General features: G+C 44.8%; 30 protein-coding genes and 1 pseudogene. 12 read left to right on the plus strand and 19 right to left on the minus strand.

The annotated features are described in order from the left end of the window. The first annotated feature begins 8 nt into the window (after positions 1 to 8). Positions 9 to 857 (plus strand): annotated as a pseudogene (locus G9F75_RS10425) (STAS domain-containing protein). Between the two features lie 26 nt (positions 858 to 883). Here the strand turns inward: G9F75_RS10425 and bshB2 are convergent. From bshB2 to rarD, 4 genes are all read right to left on the minus strand, one after another. Then, the gene (gene bshB2, locus G9F75_RS10430) at positions 884 to 1549 is read right to left on the minus strand and encodes a bacillithiol biosynthesis deacetylase BshB2 (protein ID WP_007407961.1); all 666 of its coding nucleotides are present in this window, start codon (positions 1547 to 1549) and stop codon (positions 884 to 886) included. A gap of 17 nt (positions 1550 to 1566) precedes the next feature. Continuing rightward, positions 1567 to 1917 (minus strand): YojF family protein, encoded by a 351-nt coding sequence (locus G9F75_RS10435; protein WP_007611980.1) that lies wholly within the window; start codon positions 1915 to 1917, stop codon positions 1567 to 1569. Continuing rightward, positions 1914 to 2192, minus strand: coding sequence for a hypothetical protein (locus G9F75_RS10440; protein ID WP_017417975.1), 279 nt, complete (start codon positions 2190 to 2192; stop codon positions 1914 to 1916). The genes G9F75_RS10435 and G9F75_RS10440 overlap by 4 nt, the downstream gene beginning before the upstream one ends. 67 nt (positions 2193 to 2259) lie before the next feature. Further along, a complete protein-coding gene (rarD, locus tag G9F75_RS10445) occupies positions 2260 to 3156 on the minus strand; it encodes an EamA family transporter RarD (protein ID WP_021493915.1) in 897 nt (298 codons plus the stop codon). Positions 3157 to 3253: 97 nt separating this feature from the next. Between rarD and G9F75_RS10450 the strand changes: the two genes are divergently transcribed. Next, positions 3254 to 3718, plus strand: a complete 465-nt coding sequence (locus G9F75_RS10450) for a hypothetical protein (protein ID WP_014418128.1) — start codon at positions 3254 to 3256, stop codon at positions 3716 to 3718. Positions 3719 to 3753: 35 nt separating this feature from the next. On the opposite strand, the gene G9F75_RS10455 is transcribed toward G9F75_RS10450, so the two are convergent. Continuing rightward, entirely contained in the window at positions 3754 to 3993 is a 240-nt protein-coding gene (locus G9F75_RS10455) for a hypothetical protein (protein WP_003153736.1), read from the minus strand. 202 nt (positions 3994 to 4195) lie between these two features. On the opposite strand from G9F75_RS10455, the gene G9F75_RS10460 reads away from it, so the two are divergent. Further along, positions 4196 to 4585, plus strand: a complete 390-nt coding sequence (locus tag G9F75_RS10460; protein ID WP_003153733.1) for a tautomerase family protein — start codon at positions 4196 to 4198, stop codon at positions 4583 to 4585. Positions 4586 to 4640: 55 nt separating this feature from the next. Next, positions 4641 to 4973, plus strand: a complete 333-nt coding sequence (locus G9F75_RS10465; protein ID WP_395940723.1) for a hypothetical protein — start codon at positions 4641 to 4643, stop codon at positions 4971 to 4973. A gap of 39 nt (positions 4974 to 5012) precedes the next feature. On the opposite strand, the gene yodB is transcribed toward G9F75_RS10465, so the two are convergent. Further along, positions 5013 to 5354 (minus strand): transcriptional regulator YodB, encoded by a 342-nt coding sequence (yodB, locus tag G9F75_RS10470; RefSeq protein WP_003153729.1) that lies wholly within the window; start codon positions 5352 to 5354, stop codon positions 5013 to 5015. A 129-nt stretch (positions 5355 to 5483) separates the two neighbouring features. Here yodB and G9F75_RS10475 point away from each other — a divergent pair, with 129 nt between their 5' ends. Next, positions 5484 to 6092 carry a nitroreductase family protein gene (locus tag G9F75_RS10475; protein ID WP_003153727.1) on the plus strand — a complete coding sequence of 203 codons (609 nt, stop codon included), beginning with the start codon at positions 5484 to 5486 and terminating at the stop codon, positions 6090 to 6092. 43 nt (positions 6093 to 6135) lie between these two features. On the opposite strand, the gene G9F75_RS10480 is transcribed toward G9F75_RS10475, so the two are convergent. Together G9F75_RS10480 and G9F75_RS10485 are read right to left on the minus strand one after the other, a co-directional pair. Further along, complete coding sequence (locus G9F75_RS10480) at positions 6136 to 6738, minus strand: alpha/beta hydrolase (protein ID WP_021493917.1); 603 nt, start codon at positions 6736 to 6738, stop codon at positions 6136 to 6138. A gap of 2 nt (positions 6739 to 6740) precedes the next feature. Then, positions 6741 to 7664 (minus strand): ring-cleaving dioxygenase, encoded by a 924-nt coding sequence (locus tag G9F75_RS10485; protein ID WP_021493918.1) that lies wholly within the window; start codon positions 7662 to 7664, stop codon positions 6741 to 6743. 185 nt (positions 7665 to 7849) lie between these two features. On the opposite strand from G9F75_RS10485, the gene G9F75_RS10490 reads away from it, so the two are divergent. Further along, positions 7850 to 8050, plus strand: a complete 201-nt coding sequence (locus tag G9F75_RS10490; RefSeq protein ID WP_021493919.1) for a DUF3311 domain-containing protein — start codon at positions 7850 to 7852, stop codon at positions 8048 to 8050. Continuing rightward, positions 8050 to 9540 (plus strand): sodium:solute symporter family protein, encoded by a 1491-nt coding sequence (locus G9F75_RS10495; protein WP_012117763.1) that lies wholly within the window; start codon positions 8050 to 8052, stop codon positions 9538 to 9540. The genes G9F75_RS10490 and G9F75_RS10495 overlap by 1 nt, the downstream gene beginning before the upstream one ends. 33 nt (positions 9541 to 9573) lie before the next feature. On the opposite strand, the gene G9F75_RS10500 is transcribed toward G9F75_RS10495, so the two are convergent. Both G9F75_RS10500 and bglA read right to left on the minus strand, forming a co-directional pair. Further along, positions 9574 to 11052: a glycoside hydrolase family 30 protein gene (locus tag G9F75_RS10500; protein ID WP_167409092.1), complete on the minus strand. Its 1479-nt coding sequence runs from the start codon at positions 11050 to 11052 to the stop codon at positions 9574 to 9576. A gap of 146 nt (positions 11053 to 11198) precedes the next feature. After that, the gene (gene bglA / locus G9F75_RS10505) at positions 11199 to 12641 is read right to left on the minus strand and encodes a 6-phospho-beta-glucosidase BglA (protein WP_160216901.1); all 1443 of its coding nucleotides are present in this window, start codon (positions 12639 to 12641) and stop codon (positions 11199 to 11201) included. A gap of 249 nt (positions 12642 to 12890) precedes the next feature. Between bglA and G9F75_RS10510 the strand changes: the two genes are divergently transcribed. Next, positions 12891 to 13616, plus strand: coding sequence for a GntR family transcriptional regulator (locus G9F75_RS10510; RefSeq protein WP_014418133.1), 726 nt, complete (start codon positions 12891 to 12893; stop codon positions 13614 to 13616). Positions 13617 to 13676: 60 nt separating this feature from the next. Here the strand turns inward: G9F75_RS10510 and ctpA are convergent, their stop codons facing one another. Further along, on the minus strand, positions 13677 to 15080 hold the full coding sequence (gene ctpA, locus G9F75_RS10515; protein ID WP_167409093.1) for a carboxy-terminal processing protease CtpA: 1404 nt from the start codon (positions 15078 to 15080) through the stop codon (positions 13677 to 13679). Positions 15081 to 15226: 146 nt separating this feature from the next. On the opposite strand from ctpA, the gene G9F75_RS10520 reads away from it, so the two are divergent. Together G9F75_RS10520 and G9F75_RS10525 are read left to right on the plus strand one after the other, a co-directional pair. Continuing rightward, entirely contained in the window at positions 15227 to 15928 is a 702-nt protein-coding gene (locus G9F75_RS10520) for a class I SAM-dependent methyltransferase (RefSeq protein ID WP_094295951.1), read from the plus strand. Between the two features lie 92 nt (positions 15929 to 16020). Then, positions 16021 to 16281: a hypothetical protein gene (locus G9F75_RS10525; protein WP_121984824.1), complete on the plus strand. Its 261-nt coding sequence runs from the start codon at positions 16021 to 16023 to the stop codon at positions 16279 to 16281. A 43-nt stretch (positions 16282 to 16324) separates the two neighbouring features. Here the strand turns inward: G9F75_RS10525 and G9F75_RS10530 are convergent, their stop codons facing one another. Continuing rightward, on the minus strand, positions 16325 to 17143 hold the full coding sequence (locus G9F75_RS10530) for a M15 family metallopeptidase (protein ID WP_003153703.1): 819 nt from the start codon (positions 17141 to 17143) through the stop codon (positions 16325 to 16327). An 83-nt stretch (positions 17144 to 17226) separates the two neighbouring features. Then, positions 17227 to 17925 carry a purine-nucleoside phosphorylase gene (deoD, locus tag G9F75_RS10535; protein ID WP_003153702.1) on the minus strand — a complete coding sequence of 233 codons (699 nt, stop codon included), beginning with the start codon at positions 17923 to 17925 and terminating at the stop codon, positions 17227 to 17229. A 136-nt stretch (positions 17926 to 18061) separates the two neighbouring features. Between deoD and G9F75_RS10540 the strand changes: the two genes are divergently transcribed. Next, positions 18062 to 18187 carry a hypothetical protein gene (locus G9F75_RS10540; protein ID WP_003153701.1) on the plus strand — a complete coding sequence of 42 codons (126 nt, stop codon included), beginning with the start codon at positions 18062 to 18064 and terminating at the stop codon, positions 18185 to 18187. A 54-nt stretch (positions 18188 to 18241) separates the two neighbouring features. On the opposite strand, the gene G9F75_RS10545 is transcribed toward G9F75_RS10540, so the two are convergent. The 3 genes from G9F75_RS10545 to G9F75_RS10555 form a co-directional block, all read right to left on the minus strand. Further along, complete coding sequence (locus tag G9F75_RS10545; protein WP_003153700.1) at positions 18242 to 18562, minus strand: YodL domain-containing protein; 321 nt, start codon at positions 18560 to 18562, stop codon at positions 18242 to 18244. 59 nt (positions 18563 to 18621) lie between these two features. Next, positions 18622 to 19233 (minus strand): phosphatase PAP2 family protein, encoded by a 612-nt coding sequence (locus tag G9F75_RS10550; RefSeq protein ID WP_017417984.1) that lies wholly within the window; start codon positions 19231 to 19233, stop codon positions 18622 to 18624. Positions 19234 to 19306: 73 nt separating this feature from the next. Further along, positions 19307 to 19480 (minus strand): YozD family protein, encoded by a 174-nt coding sequence (locus G9F75_RS10555; RefSeq protein WP_003153696.1) that lies wholly within the window; start codon positions 19478 to 19480, stop codon positions 19307 to 19309. Positions 19481 to 19597: 117 nt separating this feature from the next. Here G9F75_RS10555 and G9F75_RS10560 point away from each other — a divergent pair, with 117 nt between their 5' ends. Beyond that, a complete protein-coding gene (locus tag G9F75_RS10560) occupies positions 19598 to 19741 on the plus strand; it encodes a hypothetical protein (protein ID WP_014418137.1) in 144 nt (47 codons plus the stop codon). Here G9F75_RS10560 and G9F75_RS10565 read toward each other — a convergent pair. From G9F75_RS10565 to G9F75_RS10575, 3 genes are all read right to left on the minus strand, one after another. Next, a complete protein-coding gene (locus tag G9F75_RS10565) occupies positions 19738 to 20418 on the minus strand; it encodes a hypothetical protein (RefSeq protein WP_014418138.1) in 681 nt (226 codons plus the stop codon). The genes G9F75_RS10560 and G9F75_RS10565 overlap by 4 nt on opposite strands. Positions 20419 to 20668: 250 nt before the next feature. After that, positions 20669 to 20875, minus strand: a complete 207-nt coding sequence (locus G9F75_RS10570; protein ID WP_167409094.1) for a VOC family protein — start codon at positions 20873 to 20875, stop codon at positions 20669 to 20671. A 303-nt stretch (positions 20876 to 21178) separates the two neighbouring features. Then, on the minus strand, positions 21179 to 21403 hold the full coding sequence (locus G9F75_RS10575; RefSeq protein ID WP_003153684.1) for a YozE family protein: 225 nt from the start codon (positions 21401 to 21403) through the stop codon (positions 21179 to 21181). Positions 21404 to 21470: the final 67 nt, after the last annotated feature.

Consider the following 21470-nt stretch of genomic DNA (forward strand, 5'->3'; position numbering starts at 1 on the left):
GAGCAGCAATGCCAAAACATAAACTGCTGTACGATTATTTAACTGAACGGGCGGAGGACATCAGTCAGACATGGTTTGATACGCTTCATGAAACGGATCCTGATTCTGTTTATGCTTCTACTGACCCGGCTGTACTCACAAATCTGAAAAAACAAAATCTGGCGTTTAATTATCAACTCAATCGGATTTTTTCTGAAGAGAAGGAAGTATATACAGCGGCCTTGGAAAAGTGGGCGTTTAAAGCCGCACGGGATAAAGAACATTTAAAAACTCCCATCCATTATATTATTCGCGAGTTTATCAGAGTTCGTGATTTGTATGTCGGCCATGTCAAGCAGTTTACCAGACTTCATACGGACACCGTGACAGAAGAAGATGCCGAAGATATATTCCATACGCTGATCAAATCGTTTGATGTGGTCATTCATATTTTCATAGAGGAAATGTATAAAAACACAAACATTCAGCTTGAAGCGCAAAAAGAATTGATCACCGAGCTGAGCTCGCCGGTAATTGTGCTTTTTGACAATGTCGGACTGCTGCCGCTGATCGGGGATATTGACACGGCAAGAGCCAAAATGATTTTGGAGAATACGCTGCACTAGTGTTCAGAGAAGCGCATCACTCAGCTGTACATTGATTTATCGGGCGTAGCCATGATTGTTACGATGGTTGCCCAACAGCTTTTCACCTTAATTGAATCACTCGGAATGCTCGGCGTGAAAGCGACATTATCCGGAATCCGTCCTGAAATCGCCCAAACCGCGGTGCAGCTCGGACTGAGTTTTTCAAATTTATCAATACGGTCTTCGCTTGCGGAAGCGATCGCTTCCGATCTGGCACAAAAAAAGGGATAAGGCATTTCAGCCTTATCCCTTTTTTATCAGTCTTTCCACGGATATGTCCAATACACTTCTTCTTCAAACCATGTCTGAAGAACCGGCTCGTTATTTTTTATTTTTTCTTCCAGCTCTCTCAGCATGCCTTCCGTTTGGGTGCGGTGCGCTTTTAAGGCATTCATTTTTATATCGGCAACCTCTTTAATATCAAGAATGACATCAGGCTTGCCGACGGCTTCCTCCCTGTTGCGGGTGATTGCCATGCAAAGTGTGCGCGGGCGGTCCTCTTTTTTCTTTCTGTAAAGCGCTCTGATGACCGCTTCGCCGCATGCATCATGATCCGGATGGACGCCGTGCTCCGGATAGAATGTGACAATCAGACTCGGTTTTACATCGTCGATAATCTCTTCCATCATATCCGCGAGCCACTCGTCATCTTCAAATTCAAGTGTTTTATCACGAAGCCCGAGCATTCTCAGGTCAGTAACGTCCATTGCTTTGCATGCGTCAATCAGCTCTTGCTTTCTTAACAGCGGCAGTGTTTCACGGTTCGCGAAAAAAGGGTCTCCCATGTTTCGGCCCATTTCGCCAAGCGTTGCGCATGCATACGTAACGGGAATATCTTTTTGTCTGTGTAAAGCAATCAGCCCTGCCACTCCGTATGATTCATCATCAGGGTGAGGCAGGATGACGAGTACATGTTCTTTCATGATTTTCACCCTTTTCTTTAAACTGTAAACGGCTTTTCGCTGATTTGAAGCGAAATCGCCAATTTTCCGCCCGGCAGATGCCCTGCCATTAACAGACGGTCTTCGTCATCTACTGTATACTCAGTCAGACCTTCTGCGTAAATCCAGCCCTCTTCTGTTTTCAAACCGACGCGGTACGGGCCGTTTCCTTTGATTTTCGCCTGATGGTACGTCACTTTTGCATTGCGTATATAGGCTACAACCGTCATGTTTTTCTCATTCAGATGCGCTGAATAAGAACCGGTCGTTGTTTCCAAATGGATATATACAGGACGATCGGCATATCGCTCTAAAGAAGTTTGCACATCTTCTTTTATGATCGCTTTCATAGCTGCTCCCCTCTTTCTTCTTTTAAAAATTGCAAACGCTTCGTATGTAGTTCAACCAATTCATATTTCTCAATCGGCCGCAGCCGGGAATCTACAATTCGCTGCACCGCCAGAGCAAACTTTTCCTCGGGTGACTTCCGGAGCCTCGGATGTGTTCTTTGATCAAGCAGTTCAAGATCAATTGCCTTCTCCGCTTCTTCAAGAGTTGAAGCCGGGAGAGTGCGGTTATTCCACAGTGTCTGATAGGCTTTTGCTATGTCTTTATCAGTGCCCATTGTACAGCTCCTTTACATACTCGTAATGATTATACATAATTTAAGCTATCGCTGGAAAGCGAAAGGCTTAGCGGCTTTTTATCGGCCGCTTCCATTTGATCTGTGAAAAGGTAAACAAAAGCAATGCTGCCCATATACAAATGAAGGTAAACGCTTTTTGCCCGGAAAATGGTTCATGATACACAAATACGCCGAGCATAAGGGTAATGGTCGGCGCTATATATTGCAAAATGCCGACTTGATACAGCAGCAGACGCTTTGCCCCCTCTGCAAACAGTAACAGCGGTAAGGCCGTAAATACGCCTGCGAAAAATAGGAGCGCCCATGTTCCTGCCCCCAAGGACCCGGAAGTGCTCCCGTCAGCTGTATATCCTAAATAAATAAGTGCAGCCGGGGTAATCAAAAGCGTCTCCAGCGTCAGTCCGATCGTGCTGGACATGCGGGTTCTTTTTTTACATAAGCCGTACAGGCCGAAGCTGAATGCAAGCAGCAATGCGATATAAGGAACCGCGCCATATTGAAACGCAGATATGATCACGGCCGCCCCGGCAATAGAAACGGCTGCTGTTTGCATCTTGTTAAGCTTTTCTTTTAAGAATAGGATGCCCAAAAGAACGGAAACGAGCGGATTAATGTAGTACCCGAGACTTGCTTCAAGCAAAAAGCCGTGATTGACGGCCCATATGTACACAAACCAATTAACGGAAATTAAAACGGAAGCGAAAAAAAGCGCCAGCAGGCCCCCTTCCGATTTCAAAAGACGCAGTTCACGCCATCCGGTTTTCCACTTCTTAAGCACAGTTAAAAGCACACACATGAAAACAAATGACCATAAAATCCGGTGAGCTAAAATGTCCAATGCGGGTATTTGTTCAAGAAGTTTCCAATAGACCGGAAACAGCCCCCACATGGCGAAAGAACAAGCGGTATAAATGATTCCTTTTCTTGCGTTATTCCCTTGCACGGCCTTCCCCTTCCTTTCTGTAAACAGATTATATTATATCACGGGAAGCTTCCGGCGGGCATATACTATGTTGTCCGTTAAGAAAGGGTGAGATGCCGTGTTTGATTGGAACAGATATTTTCCCTTCCAAAATCAGTTCTCTAAAGAAACGTTTAAAAATGCTGATCCGAAAGATGTCGAGACATATGTCAACCGAGTGATGGAAAGCGTATTCGGCGCCGGTTATGCCGGACAGTTCCCTTTTCGCGACCCAATGTCCAAAAAGGCCGATCCGGTCGAAGCGGAACCGCCCAAGCCGGAAATTGACCTGTTTGAAACATCCGATCATGTTTTTGCGAAAATTCCCGCAGAACAAGAGGAACTCGACCGTATCAGGATTAAGCATACGTCACACAGCCTCGTTGTAGAGAACAGCAGTCTGGGAGAAGGAAAAAAAGAAATCATCCTTCCGAGCCTCGTCAAACGGAAAGGAACAAAAGCAGTCTATAAAGACGGGATGATTGAAGTTATGTTTTCAAAACAGGAAGACTACAATTTATCGGAAGTGGAGATTTTAAGATAAAAAAAACGGCCCGCGCGATGCAGGCCGTTTTTTCTTTAATAAAATGGCGGATAACCGCCGGCTCCCGGACCGAAACCGCCGTATGGGACGCCTCCGTATCCGTAACCGGCGAACCCGTACGGATAGCGGGGTCTTGTAAAACCTGTGGCAATTACGCCTCCGAGAAGACCGCCTAAAAATCCGCCGAATAAAGGAGCGCCGAACAAAAAAGGACTTCTCGCCGGAAATCCGGCAGGACCGAAATTCCCGCGATACAATGCATGACGAGGGTACATGTTTTTCCTCCTTTATGTCTGCCTATTCTTAAGCGTATTCATAAAATGAGGAAATTGATTGGGCGATTGTAACAACATGTGCCTCTCTCTGATATTGCATTAACGTATAAATATTTTGGTTATAATTTGATTACATTTTGATTAACTGTTATACTTTTTTACAAGTTGCGACATTATAAAAAACCATCAGGGGGAATAAAATATGCCATTACTTCGTTTTGACGTTATTGAAGGCCGGGATGACGCAGCATTAAAAAAACTACTGGATACCGCCCATTACGCCATGGTTAAAGCTTTTGACGTCCCTGTAACGGACCGTTATCAGATCGTTCACCAGCATCGGCCTCATGAGCTTATCATTGAAGATACCGGGCTCGGTTTCAAAAGAAGCAAAGATCTTGTCATCATCAGCATTGTCAGCAAAGCGCGCACCGAACATCAAAAAGAAACATTATATCAACTGATGGCTGATCAGCTTAAAACAGAATGCGGCATATCACCCGAGGACGTCATGATTTCCATTACAGAAAACGGGAACGCCGATTGGAGCTTCGGGCTTGGTGAGGCTCAGTTTTTAACCGGCAAACTGTAAAAGGCCTCCCCGCTTGTTCTGAATGATTGCAAACTGAATAAAAGAGGGATGTATGTTGGTTAGTGAGTTGTACCCTTGTTTGATATGCGGATTTAAAGGATTAGAGACAAGTCCCGTTTATAACGGCGAATATCAAAAAACATTTGATATTTGCCCCTGCTGCGGGTTTGAATTCGGCTACAGTGAGGACCATGACGTAAGCTTAGGGTTTATTGTAACGCCTGATCATTTAATTGAAGCGGCATTTCAGTTATACCGGAAACAGTGGATTGATCCGGCGGAATGTAAAAATGATCATTTCCTTACATTCGATGCTTTATTAAAGCAATTAAAAGGCTTGAACCTCAATCTGAACAATTTTGATATTAATGGTTTTTATGACGAGTAAACATTATTATTAAGAAAAGGCTGCCTTGGGCAGCCTTTGTTATTCATCACATGTGTCGTTGGCAGATCCCCCGGGCTCGCAAAAACTGTCTGCCCATTTTTGCATTTCCTGAAAAACGGCTTGCAGGGCCATGCCTTTATCAGTCAGTTTATAAATGACTTTGACAGGTGTTTCAGGCAGCACCTGACGCTCGACGATTTCATTTTGTTCCAGCTCTTTGAGCCGCTCCGCGAGCATTTTTTGGCTGATTGTCGGTATCGTTTCGGTCATATCTTTAAATCGTTTCGGCCCGTCCATCAGTACATGGATAATGAGGCCGTTCCAGCGCTTTCCCAAAAGAGAAAAAGCGGATTCCATTTTAGGACACATTGTATATCCCACGTGAGTTCATCCCTTCATCTATGAATTGACAAGTTTTTTGTGATCCATTAAAATTAGTTTTCGAGTTACATTTAGTAAGCTTCTAACTTTTCTATTATGATAACACGTTTATCCGAAGGAGGAAACATGATGACATCCGTATTAGACGTTTTAAAGGAACGCGCATCTGTTAAAGAATACGATAAAGACGCGGTCATTACAAAAGAGGAATTAACAGAACTCCTTGAAATCACAACGCAAGCGCCTTCCGCCTGGAACCTTCAGCATTGGCATTTTCAAGTCTTTCACAGTGATGAAGCAAAAGCTGCCCTGCTTCCGGTTGCTTTTAATCAAAAACAGATTATTGATTCATCAGCAGTTATTGCCGTATTAGGCGATTTAAAAGCAAATGAAAATGGTGAAGACGTTTATGCTGAACTGGCTGAGCAAGGCAATATCACAGAAGAGATTAAACAAACGCTTTTAGGCCAGATTAACGGCGCATACCAAAATGATCAGTTTGCCCGTGATTCAGCATTTTTAAACGCTTCTTTAGCAGCGATGCAGCTGATGCTTGCCGCTAAAGCAAAAGGCTACGACACTTGCGCGATCGGCGGATTCAATAAAGAGCAATTCGTTAAGGAATTCGACGTGAGCGAGCGTTTCGTGCCCGTCATGCTGATTTCAATCGGCAAAGCCGTTAAGCCGGCGCATAAAAGCAACCGGCTGCCTGTATCTAAAGTGTCAACTTGGCTGTAAGATGAAAGAAACCCTTAGTCCGCTTAAGCAGACTAAGGGTTTTTTATAGGAATCGCTCACTGTACCAGGTTCTCGCCTGCTCTGCTTCCTGCTGTGTGAGCTGATGACCGCCCTCCTGCCAAACAAGAGAAACGGATGCATGAGCATCTGTCAGATACTGATAAAGCTCCTCCGATTCTTCTTTTGTACATAGGGGATCGCGTTTTCCCGCACCGATAAACACAGGCAGCCCTTCCATATCAGGCAGCTTCACTCCGCGTATCGGCACCATCGGATGATGCAGAACCGCTCCTTTCAGTACATCTTTATAATGAAACAAAAGACTTGCTGCAATATTGGCGCCGTTTGAATAGCCGGCAGCAATCACGTTTTCTCTGCTGAATCCGTACATTTGCGCCGCTTCATCAATAAAATTCTTTAATTCTTCCGTCCGTTCAATTAAATCTTTCTCGTCAAATACGCCTTCTTTCAGCCGCTTAAAAAAACGGGGCATGCCGTTTTCCGACACTGATCCTCTGACCCCGAGCAAACTTGCTTTCGGATCGATAAAACGTCCGAGCGACAGAAGATCATGTTCATTTCCCCCCGTTCCGTGCAAAAGCAGCAGAACATTCTCTGACGTTCCCTGTTCAAACACATGTTTCATTATCATTCTCCTTTCTCCATTTTGGGCAGAACAGCTGTAATCTGGCTGCGATGCTCTTCCAGCCATTCCGGAAGCTTCAGCTCTGTTCCGAGATTTTCAAAGGATTCATCCGTCATAAAGCCCGGTTCATCGGTTGCCATTTCAAATAAAATGCCGCCGCTTTCTCTGAAATAGATTGAAGTAAAGTAAGACCTGTCAAGAATGTCAGATGAAGCAAGATGAGAAGCAGCAAGAATGTCCTTCCACTCCGCCTGCTCTTTTTCGGTAGTGCGGAAAGCGACATGATGGACTGTCCCGTAACCGCCGATACCTGCTTCTTTCGGCGCGAGATCAACATCTATAATATGTCCGATCCGGGCCTCCGATTGCAGCCTGACAATCTGATTTTCTTCTCCTGTCTTTGAATAACCGAAGCGTTCTATGAGAAATTGAATGGTTGCTTCAGGACGGTACGAGTACAAAAGAACACCTCTCATGCCTGTGATCGCTTCTTTTTCAGTAATGCCCGAAGGCGTCCATTCACTCTGTCCGCTTCTTTCATCTTCCATTATGGCAAGCGGCAGGTCTTCTGTATCATTAAAGAGAAGCACTTGTTCAGACAGCATGATCTGTTCTTTTACATTCAAGCCGTTTTCTTCAAGCCGGCGCTTCCAAAATGCGAGTGCTCCTTTCGGCACGGAGAAATAAATTCTTCCGGCCTGCCCTTTTCCCACGGTTCCCGGGCGGCTTCCCTGAAAAGGAAAAAATGTAATGATCGTGCCTGGCTCTCCGTTTTGGTTGCCGAAATAAAAGTGGTAAGTGGCCGGGTCGTCAAAATTAACGGTTTTTTTAACGAGCCGCAAACCCAGCACTTCAGTATAAAACCGAAGATTTTCAGCAGGATCTTTTGCAAATGCGGTAACATGGTGCAATCCTTGTGTATTCAATGTATTCACTCCTAAATATCTTGATTTCGAGATATTAACTATTCTAATTTAATATGAATGAAGATGCAACTAAAGTGTTTCAGTTAAAAAAGTAATAGAATTCTTTTTTTTCTGAAAAATATCTTGTGATCTTTTCTGACACCTGCTATGATAAGGAGCATTATCAAGTTTCAGGAGGAAAGTAAATGGTCAGAAAAGCACTAATTTTCGTTCTCATCTTAATCCCTTTCAGCCAGCTGGCCCTGCTGTCAGTCTCTAATCGGGTTCATCCGATCATTATCGGGCTGCCTTTTTTTCATTTCTGGCTGCTTTTATGGATCGCAGTCACTCCATTATGTTCGTTTCTTATTTATAGGCTGCAGAAGAAACAAGGAGGACTGGACTGATGCCCGCAAATATAACAGCATTGATCATTACAGCCGTCATCGTTTTAACCGTTGTCTGCATCGGCTTTATAGCCGGGAGAGACAAATCATCACGCACTTCTGTTGAGGAATGGTCTGTCGGCGGCAGACGGTTCGGGGGGCTCCTCGTCTGGTTTTTAGTCGGCGCGGATCTTTATACGGCTTATACGTTTTTAGGCTTAACAAGCACAGCCTACACAGGGGGAAGCGTTGCTTTTTTTGCAATCCCGTATTCTGTTTTGGCGTATTTTATCGCTTATTTCTTTCTGCCGAAGCTGTGGAAAGTGGCAAAAATACACAAATTAACGACACTTGCCGATTATGCCCGTGAGCGTTTTGACAGTAAACTTTTGGCCAGTCTTGTCGCGATTGTCGGCGTTCTTATGCTCATTCCTTATATTTGTCTCCAGTTGAGCGGAATTCAAGATACGCTTCAGGTGGCCGGAACGGGTGTCATTAATGTCAATATGGTCGTCATCATCTCTTTTATTCTTGTAGCGCTGTATACTTTTTTCAGCGGAATTAAAGGGCCGACGTTTACGGCGATTATTAAAGACATTCTCGTGTGGGTGATTATGCTGTTTATGGTCGTCTCACTCCCGCTGATCCATTTTCACGGCTGGACGCCGATGATTCACACTTTGGCTGAAAAAGCGCCGCAAATGCTGACGATCCCGGACTCGGGGCCGAAAGGAATTCCTTGGTTTATCACAGCTTCCATCGTATCTGCGCTGGCGCTCTTTATGTGGGCGCATGCGGCAACCGGCGTATTTACGGCAAAAAGCGCAGATGCCGTCCGCAAAAACAGCATGTTTCTGCCGCTTTATAATATTGTTTTGATTCTTGTTATTTTTCTCGGCTTTATCGCGTTTCTTGTCCTGCCGGAAGATACCAATCCGCGGCTCGCTTTATTGAAGCTGATTCAAACGTCTTACGGCGGGGTCGCGCAGGGCTTTGCTTACTCCACGATTGCCCTTGCGTCATTGATTCCCTGCTCTATCATGGCCATCGGAGCATCAAACTTATTTGCGAATAACTTATATCGGGATTTGATTCACCCGAATGTGTCACCAAGCAAGCTGACGATGATCACCCGTTCAATGGTATTTGTCGTCATCGGGCTCGCGCTTTTATTCGGCATGCTGTTCCCGACTGCGCTCGTTACCCTTCAGCTTCTCGGTGTTTCCGGCATGGTTCAGATCTTTCCGGCTATCGCCGTCAGTCTGTTTTGGAAGAATCAAACGAAAGAAGCGACAATTATCGGTCTTCTCGTCGGTCTTATCGTGACATTCACGGTAAATATCACCCAATCCGCCCACGGTATATATGAAGGCTTTTGGGGTTTGACCGCTAACATGGCAGCCGTTATTATCCTTAACCCGTTTTTTGTAAAAAAAGCGGCTTCAAACGCCGTCAAAGACGGTTTATTCAATAAAGCGCCTTCTGATCAACTGAACCAAAAAGGCGCTTAACAGAAAGAAGCCGGCACGTAAATGTGCCGGTTTTTACTTTTTTTGCTTCCATTTGTAGGTAGCCACAGTTTTAGCCGGGATGACAGCTTCAAACTGCCGATTTTCTGAAACGACATGGAATTTTTGATCGGCGGATGTCTGGTTGATTACGACTGTCACAATGGATTGATCAGGATTAAGGAACGATACATTCGAGACTGTGTTTTTGGAGCCGTAATTACTTTCTATCCGCTTTGCTCCCCGGTCGATAAATTTTGAAAAGTTGCCTGTCATATGAAAGATCGGGATATTCCAATAGCGGTCAGGGTTTTTGGCATCCTGAATAAACAGCGTCGGGTCCGGGGTGCCTATCCAATGATGCGTCTTGATTTGACTGTTGAGCATCGTCACCCACGCATTGTAGCTCGACGCGCCGTTGCGGAAATACTGCGCGATCCGGTCCGCCCCTGCCGTCCCCCAGACAGACCGCTCCGTTAAGTGAATAGATTGATCAGGATATCTCTTTCCGATTTCCGACATGACGGAAAGGTCACCGTCATAATCGTGAAAAGCGATGCCGTCTGCCGCCCGGTTTCCTTTTTTATCATCTAAAATCGGCGGAATATAGTTCCACGCCCCGCTCGCATTGTGATCATAAATCCAAATTTTCGTGTCAATTACGTGTTTTTTCATTTCTTTTTTTAAGGCCAGTGCCAGTTTACGCTGCTGAGACGGCGGCATATACATGCTCGGATAGTCGATTTCCAGCAAAGGTTCATTTTGAAGGGTCATCGCATAAATCGGAATTCCCTGCTTTTCGTACGCCTCAATAAATTTGCGGAAGTAAACAGCCAGTGCGCCGATATATTTATCTTTCAGCTTTCCCCGCTTGAGGTTTTCATTCGTTTTCATCCAAGCCGGCGGGCTCCACGGCGAGGCAACGATTTTCAGTTCCGGATTTATCGCCAGCGCTTCCTTGATGGTTGCTGTAATGTGTAAATCAATATCCTTTTGGATCGAGAAATGACGGAGCTTAGGATCTGTTTGGCCTTCAGGCATATCATCATACGTATAAAATTCCTGTGCCGTAAAATCAGATGTCCCAATCGTTATGCGCATAACGTCCATTCCGATACCATCTTTTGGATCAACCAGTTTTTTCAGCACTTCTTTTCTTTTTGCGGGTGTCATTTTTGATAAATTATGGATTGTGGATTCTTCCAGGGACGATCCTACGCCTAACACACTTTGATAGCGGCGCGACGGATCAATATACACAGCGGCGGAGTCAGAAGCCTTCTTTTTTGTCAATGTAAGCGGTGTTTGTTCGTCTAAGGCGTATTTCACTTCCAGCGGCCCGTCATACCACGTACGGGAAGCCGGATCTTTTTCAGAACTGACCCACACCCTTACTTTGTTTTTGTCTGAAGCCTTCCGATCAGCCGCATACACTTCGGTTTCCGTGCTGCTTGATATGAAAAAGAAAAACATAAGAAAAACCAGCGTCATGTGCAGACCTTTTTTAAAAAACATGAGCCACCATCCCTTTCCTTATTTTTATAAGCGATTCTAAATGAAAAGCCGGACAGTCACCTCCTTCCTGCTTGAATGAATACGCTTTCAAAATTACTGATAAAAAGCCGGCTTCACACAACGGTGAAGCCTTCCCTTTTACACCTTTAGGATACATATGAGCCGTTTGTTTCAATCACTTTTTTATACCATTCAAATGAGTCTTTCTTAAGCCGCCTCATTGAACCGTTGCCTTCATTATCCCGATCAACATAAATCATGCCGTAGCGTTTTTTCATTTCTCCGGTTGTAAATGACACGATATCAATAATTCCCCATGGTGTATAGCCCATTACATCCACACCATCATATGTGATTGCTTTTTTCAAAGCTTTTATATGTGACGATAAATATTCAATTCTTGAAGCGTCATGAATTGAACCGTCCTCTTCTAATGTGTCAATGGCGCCGAATCCGTTTTCCACGATAAATAATGGAATCTGGTAGCGGTCGTATAAGCGGTTTAATGTGTACCGTAAACCGGTCGGGTCAATCGCCCAGCCCCAATCACTCGCTGTAATATAAGGATTTTCCACGCCGTTTGGCAATCCTCCGTTTACGACATCCCCGGTATTATCGTTTGATACATCACTTTTTACGGTTGTAGACATGTAATAGCTGAATCCGAGGTAGTCCACCCGGCCGTTTTTCAAAATCTCTTCATCACCGTCTTCAAAGTGTATCTGATAGCCTTCTCTTTCAAATTCTTTTAACGCATAGCTTGGATAATATCCGCGAACCTGCACGTCCGGGAAGAAAAAACGCTGTCTCATCGTTTCTTCAGCCAGCATCACATCATCGGGGTGAGATGAGTACGGGTAAATCGGGACATGTGATACCATCGCGCCGATCCTGAACTCGGGATTGATTTTCCTTCCCTTCGAAACAGCCAATGCGCTTGCCAGCAGTTCGTGATGGCCGGCCTGATACATGACTTCTTTTGCGTTTTCGTTTTCTTTAACGGCGACGCCTGAGTTCGTCCATAAAAAGATCGGATTATTCACATCCATCTTATTATTGATTTCGTTAAACGTCATCCAATACTTCACCTTATGTTTATAGCGTTCAAAACACACTTCAGCGAATTTCACAAAAAATCCGACTGTTTTTCTGTTTCTGAAACCGCCGTATTCCCTCGCCAAATGCAGCGGCATCTCAAAATGTGACAGCGTGATTACCGGTTCAATCCCATGTTTCAGCAATTCATCAAACACCCGGTCGTAAAAAGCCAATCCTTCCTCATTGGGCTCGGCTTCATCACCTTTAGGAAAAATTCTGCTCCAGCCGATGGACGTTCTTAAACATTTCAGACCCAGCTCGCTGAATAATGCGATGTCCTCTTTATAACGATGATAAAAATCGATCGCTTCATGATTCGGATAAAATTCCCGCTCTTCAATTGTATCTGTTATTTTCCGGGGCACACCATGCGCGCCTGCCGTCATGACGTCCACTACACTCGGCCCCTTGCCGCCTTTATTCCATCCCCCTTCAAATTGGTGGGCGGCGAGAGCGCCTCCCCATAAAAAATCTTTTGGCAATGTCCCCATCGTTTATATCCTCCTTTATTTGACTGCCGCTTGCATGCCGAATAAATGCACTACAGCCGCTTCAAGCATCCGCTTCGATAGTGCAGAAGAATTCCTGCCTTTATTTTCATATTATACGTTTACATTATAATTGTACCGGTATAATTTATCAATACATAAACAATTATAGTTACTTTACGAAATGGCTTTTAAAAACGATTATGCTATAATTCTGAAAGAAGCGGGACAATAAATGAATGAGGAATGTATATGTTAAAATACCAGCAAATCGCGATAGATATTGAAAAATACATAGAAGAACATCAGCTGCAGCAAGGGGATAAACTGCCTGTGCTGCAAACCTTAATGACCCGGTTTAACGTGAGCAAAAGCACGATCACCAAGTCCTTGGATTTATTAGAAAAAAAGGGGATTGTGTTTCAAGTGAGGGGAAGCGGCATTTTTGTCAGACGGAATAAAAGAAAAGGGTATATCAGTCTGCTTTCTAATCAGGGATTTAAAGAATCACTTGAAGATTTTAATGTCACTTCCAAATTATTAGCTCTGGAAGTGAGAAAACCCACGCCTGAGGCTGCCCAAAATCTGAATATGCCGCCTGACGGCGACGTGTATTATGTTAAGCGAATCAGATATATTGACGGGCTGACATTGTGTATCGAAGAGTCATTTTACAACAAATCGATTATTACGTATTTGAATAAAGAGATCGTGGCAGAATCAATATTTGATTATATTAGAGAAGGTCTCGGGTTAAAGCGCGGTTTTTCAGATTTATATCTGTACGCGGGGATGTTAAATGAGGAAGAAGCGGAGTACTTAGGTCTGTTTACAGGAGCGCCTAAGCTTTGCGTTGAAACGATTTTTCATTTAACCAACGGCCAGCCGTTTGACTACTCAAAAGTCACCTATCACTATGAGCAATCACAGTTTTTCATTCAGGCGAACAGCCACCTTTTTGAACAGGAAACGACATAAGACGGGCTTTTCGCAAACAAAAAACACCCAATGCGCGAGCGACGCATCGGGTGTTTTTTACTATTTCATATTCTTATTTAATGTTTCAACGGCTTTTTTCATTTGTGTATCGTTGTCCGCAAGCTGTTTTTGCAGATCCGTCATCAATTTTGCCGTTGTGTCTCCCGTTACAATGCCTGTTTGTTTCAGTTTCTCTTTTGCTTGGAATTGTTTAACGGCTTGTTCAAATGCTTTATCATACGTGCCGTTTACTTTCACGCTGTACCCCAGCGCTTTCATCATTTTTTGCGCATTGGTGACGGTGGCTCCGGAATCCCCGTATTTGTATGTTTTTTTCGCATCTAAATACGGCAGGTTCGCATATTCAGGAAGCTTAACCTGATATTGCGGTTTGATGCCTTTTTTATGAATCCACTCTCCGTCCGCTGTCAGCCATTTAGCGATTGTCAGTTTAACGGTAGAACCGTCGCTGTAATCTTTTGCCGTCTGCACGGTTCCTTTTCCGAACGTTTTCTCGCCGATCAGCGGAATGCCCGATGATTCATGCAGCGCAGCCGACATGATTTCCGCGGCGCTCGCGGTGCCGTCATTGACGAGGACGACTGTCGGTTTTGTCACTTTGCGCTCTTTCGTCGCTTTCATGACCTCTTTCGTGCCGTCTTTGTATTCGACCTGCATGATATTTTTCCCTTTATCGATAAACATGTTGCTCATTTTGATGGCTTCATCCATCAGTCCGCCCGGGTTGCCCCTTAAATCGAGAATGTATCCTTTCGCTCCTTGTTTTTCGAGGCTGTCAATGGCTGAATTCAGCTCTTTTGCCGTCGATTCGGAGAAGGATGTGATTTGGATTTCGCCGATGTCTCCTTTTTTCATTTCAGAGTACACCGTTTCAACCGGGATGGTGTCACGTTTGATCGACAGGTTCAGATCGCCGACACCCGCTCTGTGCAGCACGAGCTTGACGTTTGTTCCCTTTTTGCCGCGGATTAATGCGACGGCTTCGTTTACATTAAGGCCTTTAACGCTTTTGCCGTTGACCTTCAAGATCTGGTCATTCGGTTTAACCCCCGCTTTTTCCGCGGGTGACCCTTTAATCGGCGATACGATCAGGATGCTGCCGTCCTTTTCTTCCACTTGTGCGCCGATGCCTTCAAACGAAGCGGAAATTGTTTCTTCAAAAGACTTTCCTTCCTGCGGGTCCATATAAGAAGAATATGGATCATCCAGGGAACTGATCATGCCTTTTATCGCTCCGTCTACTAATTTGCTGTCATCTGTTTTTTGATAGTAATCACTTTTAATCTGCTCGTAGGCTTTATTGAATTTCTCAAATTTGCTGTTCGTCAAAGCAGCCGGGCCTTGTCCGAAAATGGTCGTATTGCCCGTGATAAACAGCGTAAGCGCCGAGGCTGCGACCGCAGTGATCAATATAATAAAAAACAGTTTAAATTGCCGCTTCAAGAAAACACCACCTTTTTATTCTTACATTATTATCATAGACGAACGCTCATTCGTCAACTTCAAACGTGAGGCGCCCTTCTTTCCCGTTTACCCAAACCTATGCTTTTCTCTCAACATATGCTGAGGAAAAAAGGAGGATTCGGCCTTTGAGCAAATATTTAGAAATGCTGTCCTTATTCGGAGTCGGAGGGGCTCACCCCGGCGGACTCGCTTTTTCCAAAGCCGTTCTCACAAAAGCGGCTCCTCCTCCTGGCGAACCGATTCTTGACGCCGGCTGCGGAACGGGACAGACGGCCGCTTATCTCGGCCACCTGCTGTATCCCGTCACCTGTGTTGATAAGGACCCCCTTATGCTTGAAAAAGCAGCAAAACGATTTGCCGCTGAAGGCTTAACCATTCCGGGCTATTTGGCGGAGCTTGAGCGGCTTCCGTTTGCTGAAAATCAATTTTCCGCCGTTCTTTCCGAATCAGTTCTCACCTTTTCAAATCTTGATGCATCGCTGTCTGAAATCCTGCGGGTCCTTAAACCCGGGGGTATGCTGATCGGCATTGAAGCTGCTTTACAAAAGCCCATGCCGGAAAACGCCATCACGCAGATAAAAGACTTCTACGGTTTTACCGTATTGCAGGATGAAACGGCATGGAAACAGAGATTGCTTCAGCAAGGCTTTCAGAAAGCGGATTTCATTCCCGCTGTCTATGAAAACAATGCGCAGGAGCCGACTACAGAAATGGATTTATCGCCCGTTATTCAGCCGGTTCACTACGATACGCTGACGGCTCATTACGAGCTTATGCAGACGTACCGTGAATATATGGGACACTGCGCTTTTGTCGCTTACAAGTAAAACGGCGATTGTCCTCCTGTTTTCGTCCAACCTTTTTACCGCACTCTATCATAAGCTGACATAGAAAGATAGGTTGGATAGGAGGAGAAAAGATGCAAAACTATTATCATCTTTGCCGGCAGCACCAGGGAAAAGTAGCAAGAATTACAGAACGAAACGGCAGAGTCCACGTCGGAAGAATCGTACGGGTGACTAATAGCAAAGTGTATATCGCCCCTGTCGGCGGCCGTCACAGAGGATACGGGTTCGGCTATTGGGGAGGCTGGGGAGGCTGGGGAGGCTGGGGAGCAGCCTACGGTATCGGCCTTGGTTTAATTACCGGATTTGCGCTTGGAGGTTTACTCTTCTGGTAATAAAGAAAGCCCGCTTTCTATTTTTCAAGCGGGCTTCTTCTCATTACACTTTCTTTACTTCATTAAAATATTCTTCAAGCGTTAATTGATGGTCATGGATGGCTTTTGCCGCTTTTTTGCCTACATAGCGTAAATGCCATGGTTCATACTCATACTTTGTGACATTTTCTTTGCCTTTAGGATAGCGGATGATAAAGCCGTATTCATACGCATGGTCTTTCACCCATTTGCCGTCCGCCGTGTTTCCGAACGCTTCATTCAGCTCATATCCGTTGCTTTTGCTGGAAATGTCCATGGCAAGCCCCGTCTGGTGTTCGCTTTGCCCCGGATATGCGACGGCTTCTTTCGCCTTTTTTTCACCTTTCAGACTGACTTCATTATCGAAAATAACTTTCTGTCTGTCATAAGAGCGGTATCCTGAAACGGCAACCAGGTCATAACCTTCTTTTTTCCCGGCGCTGAATAGTTCCGCCAAAGCATCGGCGGCAGGTTTGCGGATATATCGTTTCTCGATTTTCTCAGTAAAAGAAAATTCGACTTTCGGGATCACGAGATCATTCGGTTTATAATCTCCCGGCAGCGTGTATGTCTTATTCACGAGCGCAAGTGTATTTGTCGGGTTTTGAATGGTCTCAAGCCCGTTCACTTCTTTAATATCATTAAAATATTTGCTCTCCAATACAAAATCGCTGTTTTCTGTCTTCGTTGTTTTTTTGCTTGATGTGTCATCTGATTGTTTTGTTTCAGCTGCTGTTTTTGTGTCCTTGTGGCTGTCGCCGCCTGAAATGCTGCAGCCGGTGCCCACGATTGCGGTTACGCTGAGAGCGGCAGCGAGCGAGAACCATTTAGTGGATTTCTTCATTTTACACTTACCTTTCTTTTTTTGAATCAGGGCGATGCATAAAGAAGAGGGCTGCTTTAATCAGCATAACCCTCATCTCAAGTTTACGATACAGTATGCAGCGCCAGTTTAATCATATCATGAAAAGTCGTTTGACGCTCTTCTGCCGTTGTTTCTTCTCCCGTTAATACGTGATCGCTTACAGTCAGGATAGACAGCGCTTTTTTGCCGTATTTAGCGGCAAGCGTATATAAAGCAGTCGTTTCCATCTCTACGCCGAGCACGCCGTATCTGGCAAGCTTTTCGATTTGGGAGTCTTCATTGTAAAACTGATCAGCGGTGAATACGCTTCCGACCGCTACAGGAAGATTGTTTTTTTGCGCTTCCTGGTACGCTTTATGGAGCAGTTCGAAGTCTGCGCAAGGAGCATAATCTACACTGCCGAAGGCGACACGGTTCATCTGTGAATCCGTTGAAGACGTCATAGCCAAAATCACATCACGCACCTTCACGTCATTACGGATGGCTCCGCATGAGCCGACTCTGATTAAGTTTTGAACATCATAGCTTTGAATCAGTTCATTCACATAAATAGAGATAGACGGAACACCCATGCCTGTGCCTTGGACTGATACTTTTTTGCCGTTATATGTACCCGTAAATCCGTACATTCCTCTGACTTCATTATAGCATTCCACATTTTCAAGATAAGTTTCCGCAATAAATTTCGCTCGGAGCGGATCTCCCGGCAAAAGCACTGTATCCGCAATTTGGCCTTTTTCTGCGTTTATATGTACACTCATTTCCTTTTCCTCCTGCCTATTCAAACTCCCACCCATTGTACACTGAATAACGGTAAGAGACAATCATCAGCATGATCAGGGCGATCTTGGGCAGAATATGCGGGATGACAAGCCTAAAGAAAAAGGAGTGAACATAATGGGCAAAAAACAGCGCAACCGGGTGACCGGCCAGAAAAAAAACAATCATGTGCCCGTTTCAGACGTCATTGCAGCTGATGAAGCGCATGGAAAAGAGCATTCCGCCGCTAAACGGAAGCCTTAACACTGTCTTTCCCAGACAATACGGAAGCCGGCTGAAGATTCAGCCGGCCCCGTCTTACCTCGGCTGGACGAGCAGCCGGTTAATTTTGCTCCATCCCGCAGGGTTAAGCCTGTAATAGGTCTTTCCTTTTCTTCCTTCGTCTATGAGTATGACATCTCCGGTCGCTATGAATCTGGCTTGATAGTCGTTTGGGACCGTATCAGGCACATTAAAAACAGAAAATGCCCTTTCCAGTGCGTCTTGATGATTGTCAGCGGCCAGCTCTGTCCGATAGACGACCCTGTATCCCTTTTTCTCGCCGTAGCGGGGTGTTTGAAAAATCGTCACATCATAGGCGCAAGTCTTTTTTTTAAACACGGGCAGCGATAACAGCATCAAGATCCCTCCCTCTTATTTCTTAATAGTATTAGCGTTTTTTCTCATTTTTCCTGTCTCTATTTTTGTCGAAACGGATGATACTTTTCGTCAAAGAGCGCAAAAAGCGAAACGAGGCAAAGTCCGAGACTGAATCCGGCAAGGACATCCGTCGGAAAATGCGCGCCTAAATAAATTCTGCTGAGTCCGATCAGAATGACGAGAACTCCGGTAAAGACGGTGACGGCCCGTTTTCTTTTCGTAAAAAACGGAACATGCTTAATCAAAAAGTAAGCGATGACGGGATACATCACTGCCGAATTCATGGAGTGGCCGCTCGGAAAACTGTATGAGGTTTCATGGACGAGCGGTTCAAAAGCGGGTCTGGCTCTTTCAATCAATTCTTTTATTTTTATGTTTACAATCCGTTCAATGAGAAAGAGAAGCGGCAAAAAAACAACATCCGGCGTTTTTTTGTACATATACAGAGCCGCGCCTGTCAAAAGAAGAAGCGGTAAAAGCACCGCGGTCGTGCCGAGCTCCGTTATCCATAACATCAATTCATTCAGCCAGGCAGCCCTGATCCTGACAGCCGCTTCTATCACACGCTCATCAAAAGCCCGGACGGCTTCTATCCGGATCGCTGCTGCGAGCAGAATAAACAATGCGAAAAGACTTGCTGGCTTGTACAACGTTTTCCCCCCATGTTTCATTCTCCCGAGCCGATTGAAAAAACCGAAGCTTTTTCACTTCGGTTCCGCAGTTTCAGTCTTCATCAAGCTCTTCGTCTATCATACATTTTTCTAATAAATAATCAAAGGTGATGTCGGCTATTTCGAAGATTTCCTCTTCACTCGGTATGTACCCGCGCATAGCAAGCTGACTGTAAAAATAATCAGCTATTTCTTCTGTGTCAATCACAAGATCTATTTCTTTCATGCAAACACCGCCTCCTTTTTTATGTTTTATGAAAAAACCGTTCAAATTATACCCGAAAGTTCTAAACGTTTTGTCCGCTCATATACTTTTAAAAAACAAGCCCCGGAGGGAGAAAAGATGATGACGAAAATGATGGCTTTTTTGGACGGAGATGGATTTGATATCGTATTGGAAAAAGTGCTGAAAGGAATGTCGTTTGTAATCTTTGCCGGCTGTCTGCCCTGGTTTTTATATGTCACCGTCCGTTTTTTTGCCGGCTAGCTGAAATGCTCCCGCAGGCTTTCCAGCACAAAATTCATCATATCTTTATATTCTTCGTCACCGAACAAATGATAAAGAATCTTATAATCGTTATAAATATCAAGCAGCTCATCTACAATCGATACCGCCAGCACATGCAGGGTATCGGGATCATCAGCATCGCCTTCAAACTGAAGAAGAGCAGACGCGACGGTATCCTCGCCGATCTCATGAGATGCTTCCCCAACATAGTGGACAAACAGCAGCTGATGCACAAACTGATCCATTTCATATTTTCTCAGAACCAGCGTGAGATCCTCTTCCTCCGTTTCAAGCCACTCTCCGTCTTTCAGCCGAGTCAGCTCATAAATAATATCCTCCCAGCCATCCTCTAAATATCTCCATATTTCAGTTCTGTGGCCGATGACACGGAATAATTCCTTTCCGTAGTCCTTTACATATACGACGTCGCCGATCAGAAATTCATATTCAATATCCAATTTCTCCATATCGACGATCACGCCCTCATAATCTTTATAAAGCTGGATGGACGATTCAAAATAAAGCACTTCATTATGATTGACTTCGTAAAGATAATGTTTATCAATTTGATGAACCTTCGTAATGGTGCCGACGGTTCCGTACATCACGACGACCACGATGTCTCCCACTTGAAATTTCGGTTTATCTGGCTTCATGCTGTCTCCCCCTTGCCGCGGACTGTCATACGCTATCGTATGCCGGCCGCCATAATTTCGCATGGGCATGAAAACCACAGGAAATATCTATTTCTGCACCTGTTCAAAATGTCAAAAACCGCAACATGCTTGTGCGTTTTTTCACTTATCGTAAACAGAAGCGTCCGATGACATTCCGCTCTCGATCGAATGAGCAGTAACAATGCTGAGACAAAAAGCTTCTATTTTTTATGAGTTTTTGTTTTTTTCTCTATGACGCAAAGGAAAATACCCGGCCCGAAGGCATGTTGACAATATCACCGCCGTGATGTTCAAGATTTGCCGTGAAACACATCATCGAAGGTGTATGGAGATCCAATTCCGGCTGCATATTTGCAATGGCTTGTGTATCATGAAGAACCAAACTCGTTTCGGCTTTCAATGAAGCCACAGCTTCAATCCGCTTCAACCTTGTCACATAAAATCCCCTTTTCCGTCCAAACGTCAGTGCCTCATCAGCCTTACCTAATGGATCATTCGATTCCCCTCACTTCATTAGAAACATTTCTCAGTGAAGATGCTCCTTACACGGGACCCCGCCGGCAGCAGGCCTGATCCGGTGAACTCTGCAGCTATACATTCTACTGCCTTAAGATACGTGCTGTCAGGAAGATTTGTTTACGTGCTGATCAAAACGGACGGCGTCGCGGGATTTGATCATACGGCACCTCATAAGCGAGTGATTTCAACAGAAAAAAACCGCACAATGTGCGGTTTTTCGTCAGGCGTGATGCACCTCGGTCTCATATTTTTCCCAAGCTTCATCAAAGGTCGCCATCGTTTCTAAATAGTCGGCGCTCAGTTCTAAATAAGAACTGAGCTCGTGATAATCGCTTGACGTTTTCGGAAAGCCGTGATCTTCGTATGCCTGATTCGCAAACCGGCTGATTGCGTCCTGCGGTTTGGGATGCCTGTATTTCATCAAATAGTGATAAAAGGATTTCATGGGTTTCCCCTCCTGATGACTGTCTTTTGTTGTACTATTATACAATTCAAGTGTGAAATTACAACAA

Source organism: Bacillus sp. EKM208B, from assembly GCF_011800725.1.
In the GTDB taxonomy this organism is placed as follows: domain Bacteria; phylum Bacillota; class Bacilli; order Bacillales; family Bacillaceae; genus Bacillus; species Bacillus velezensis.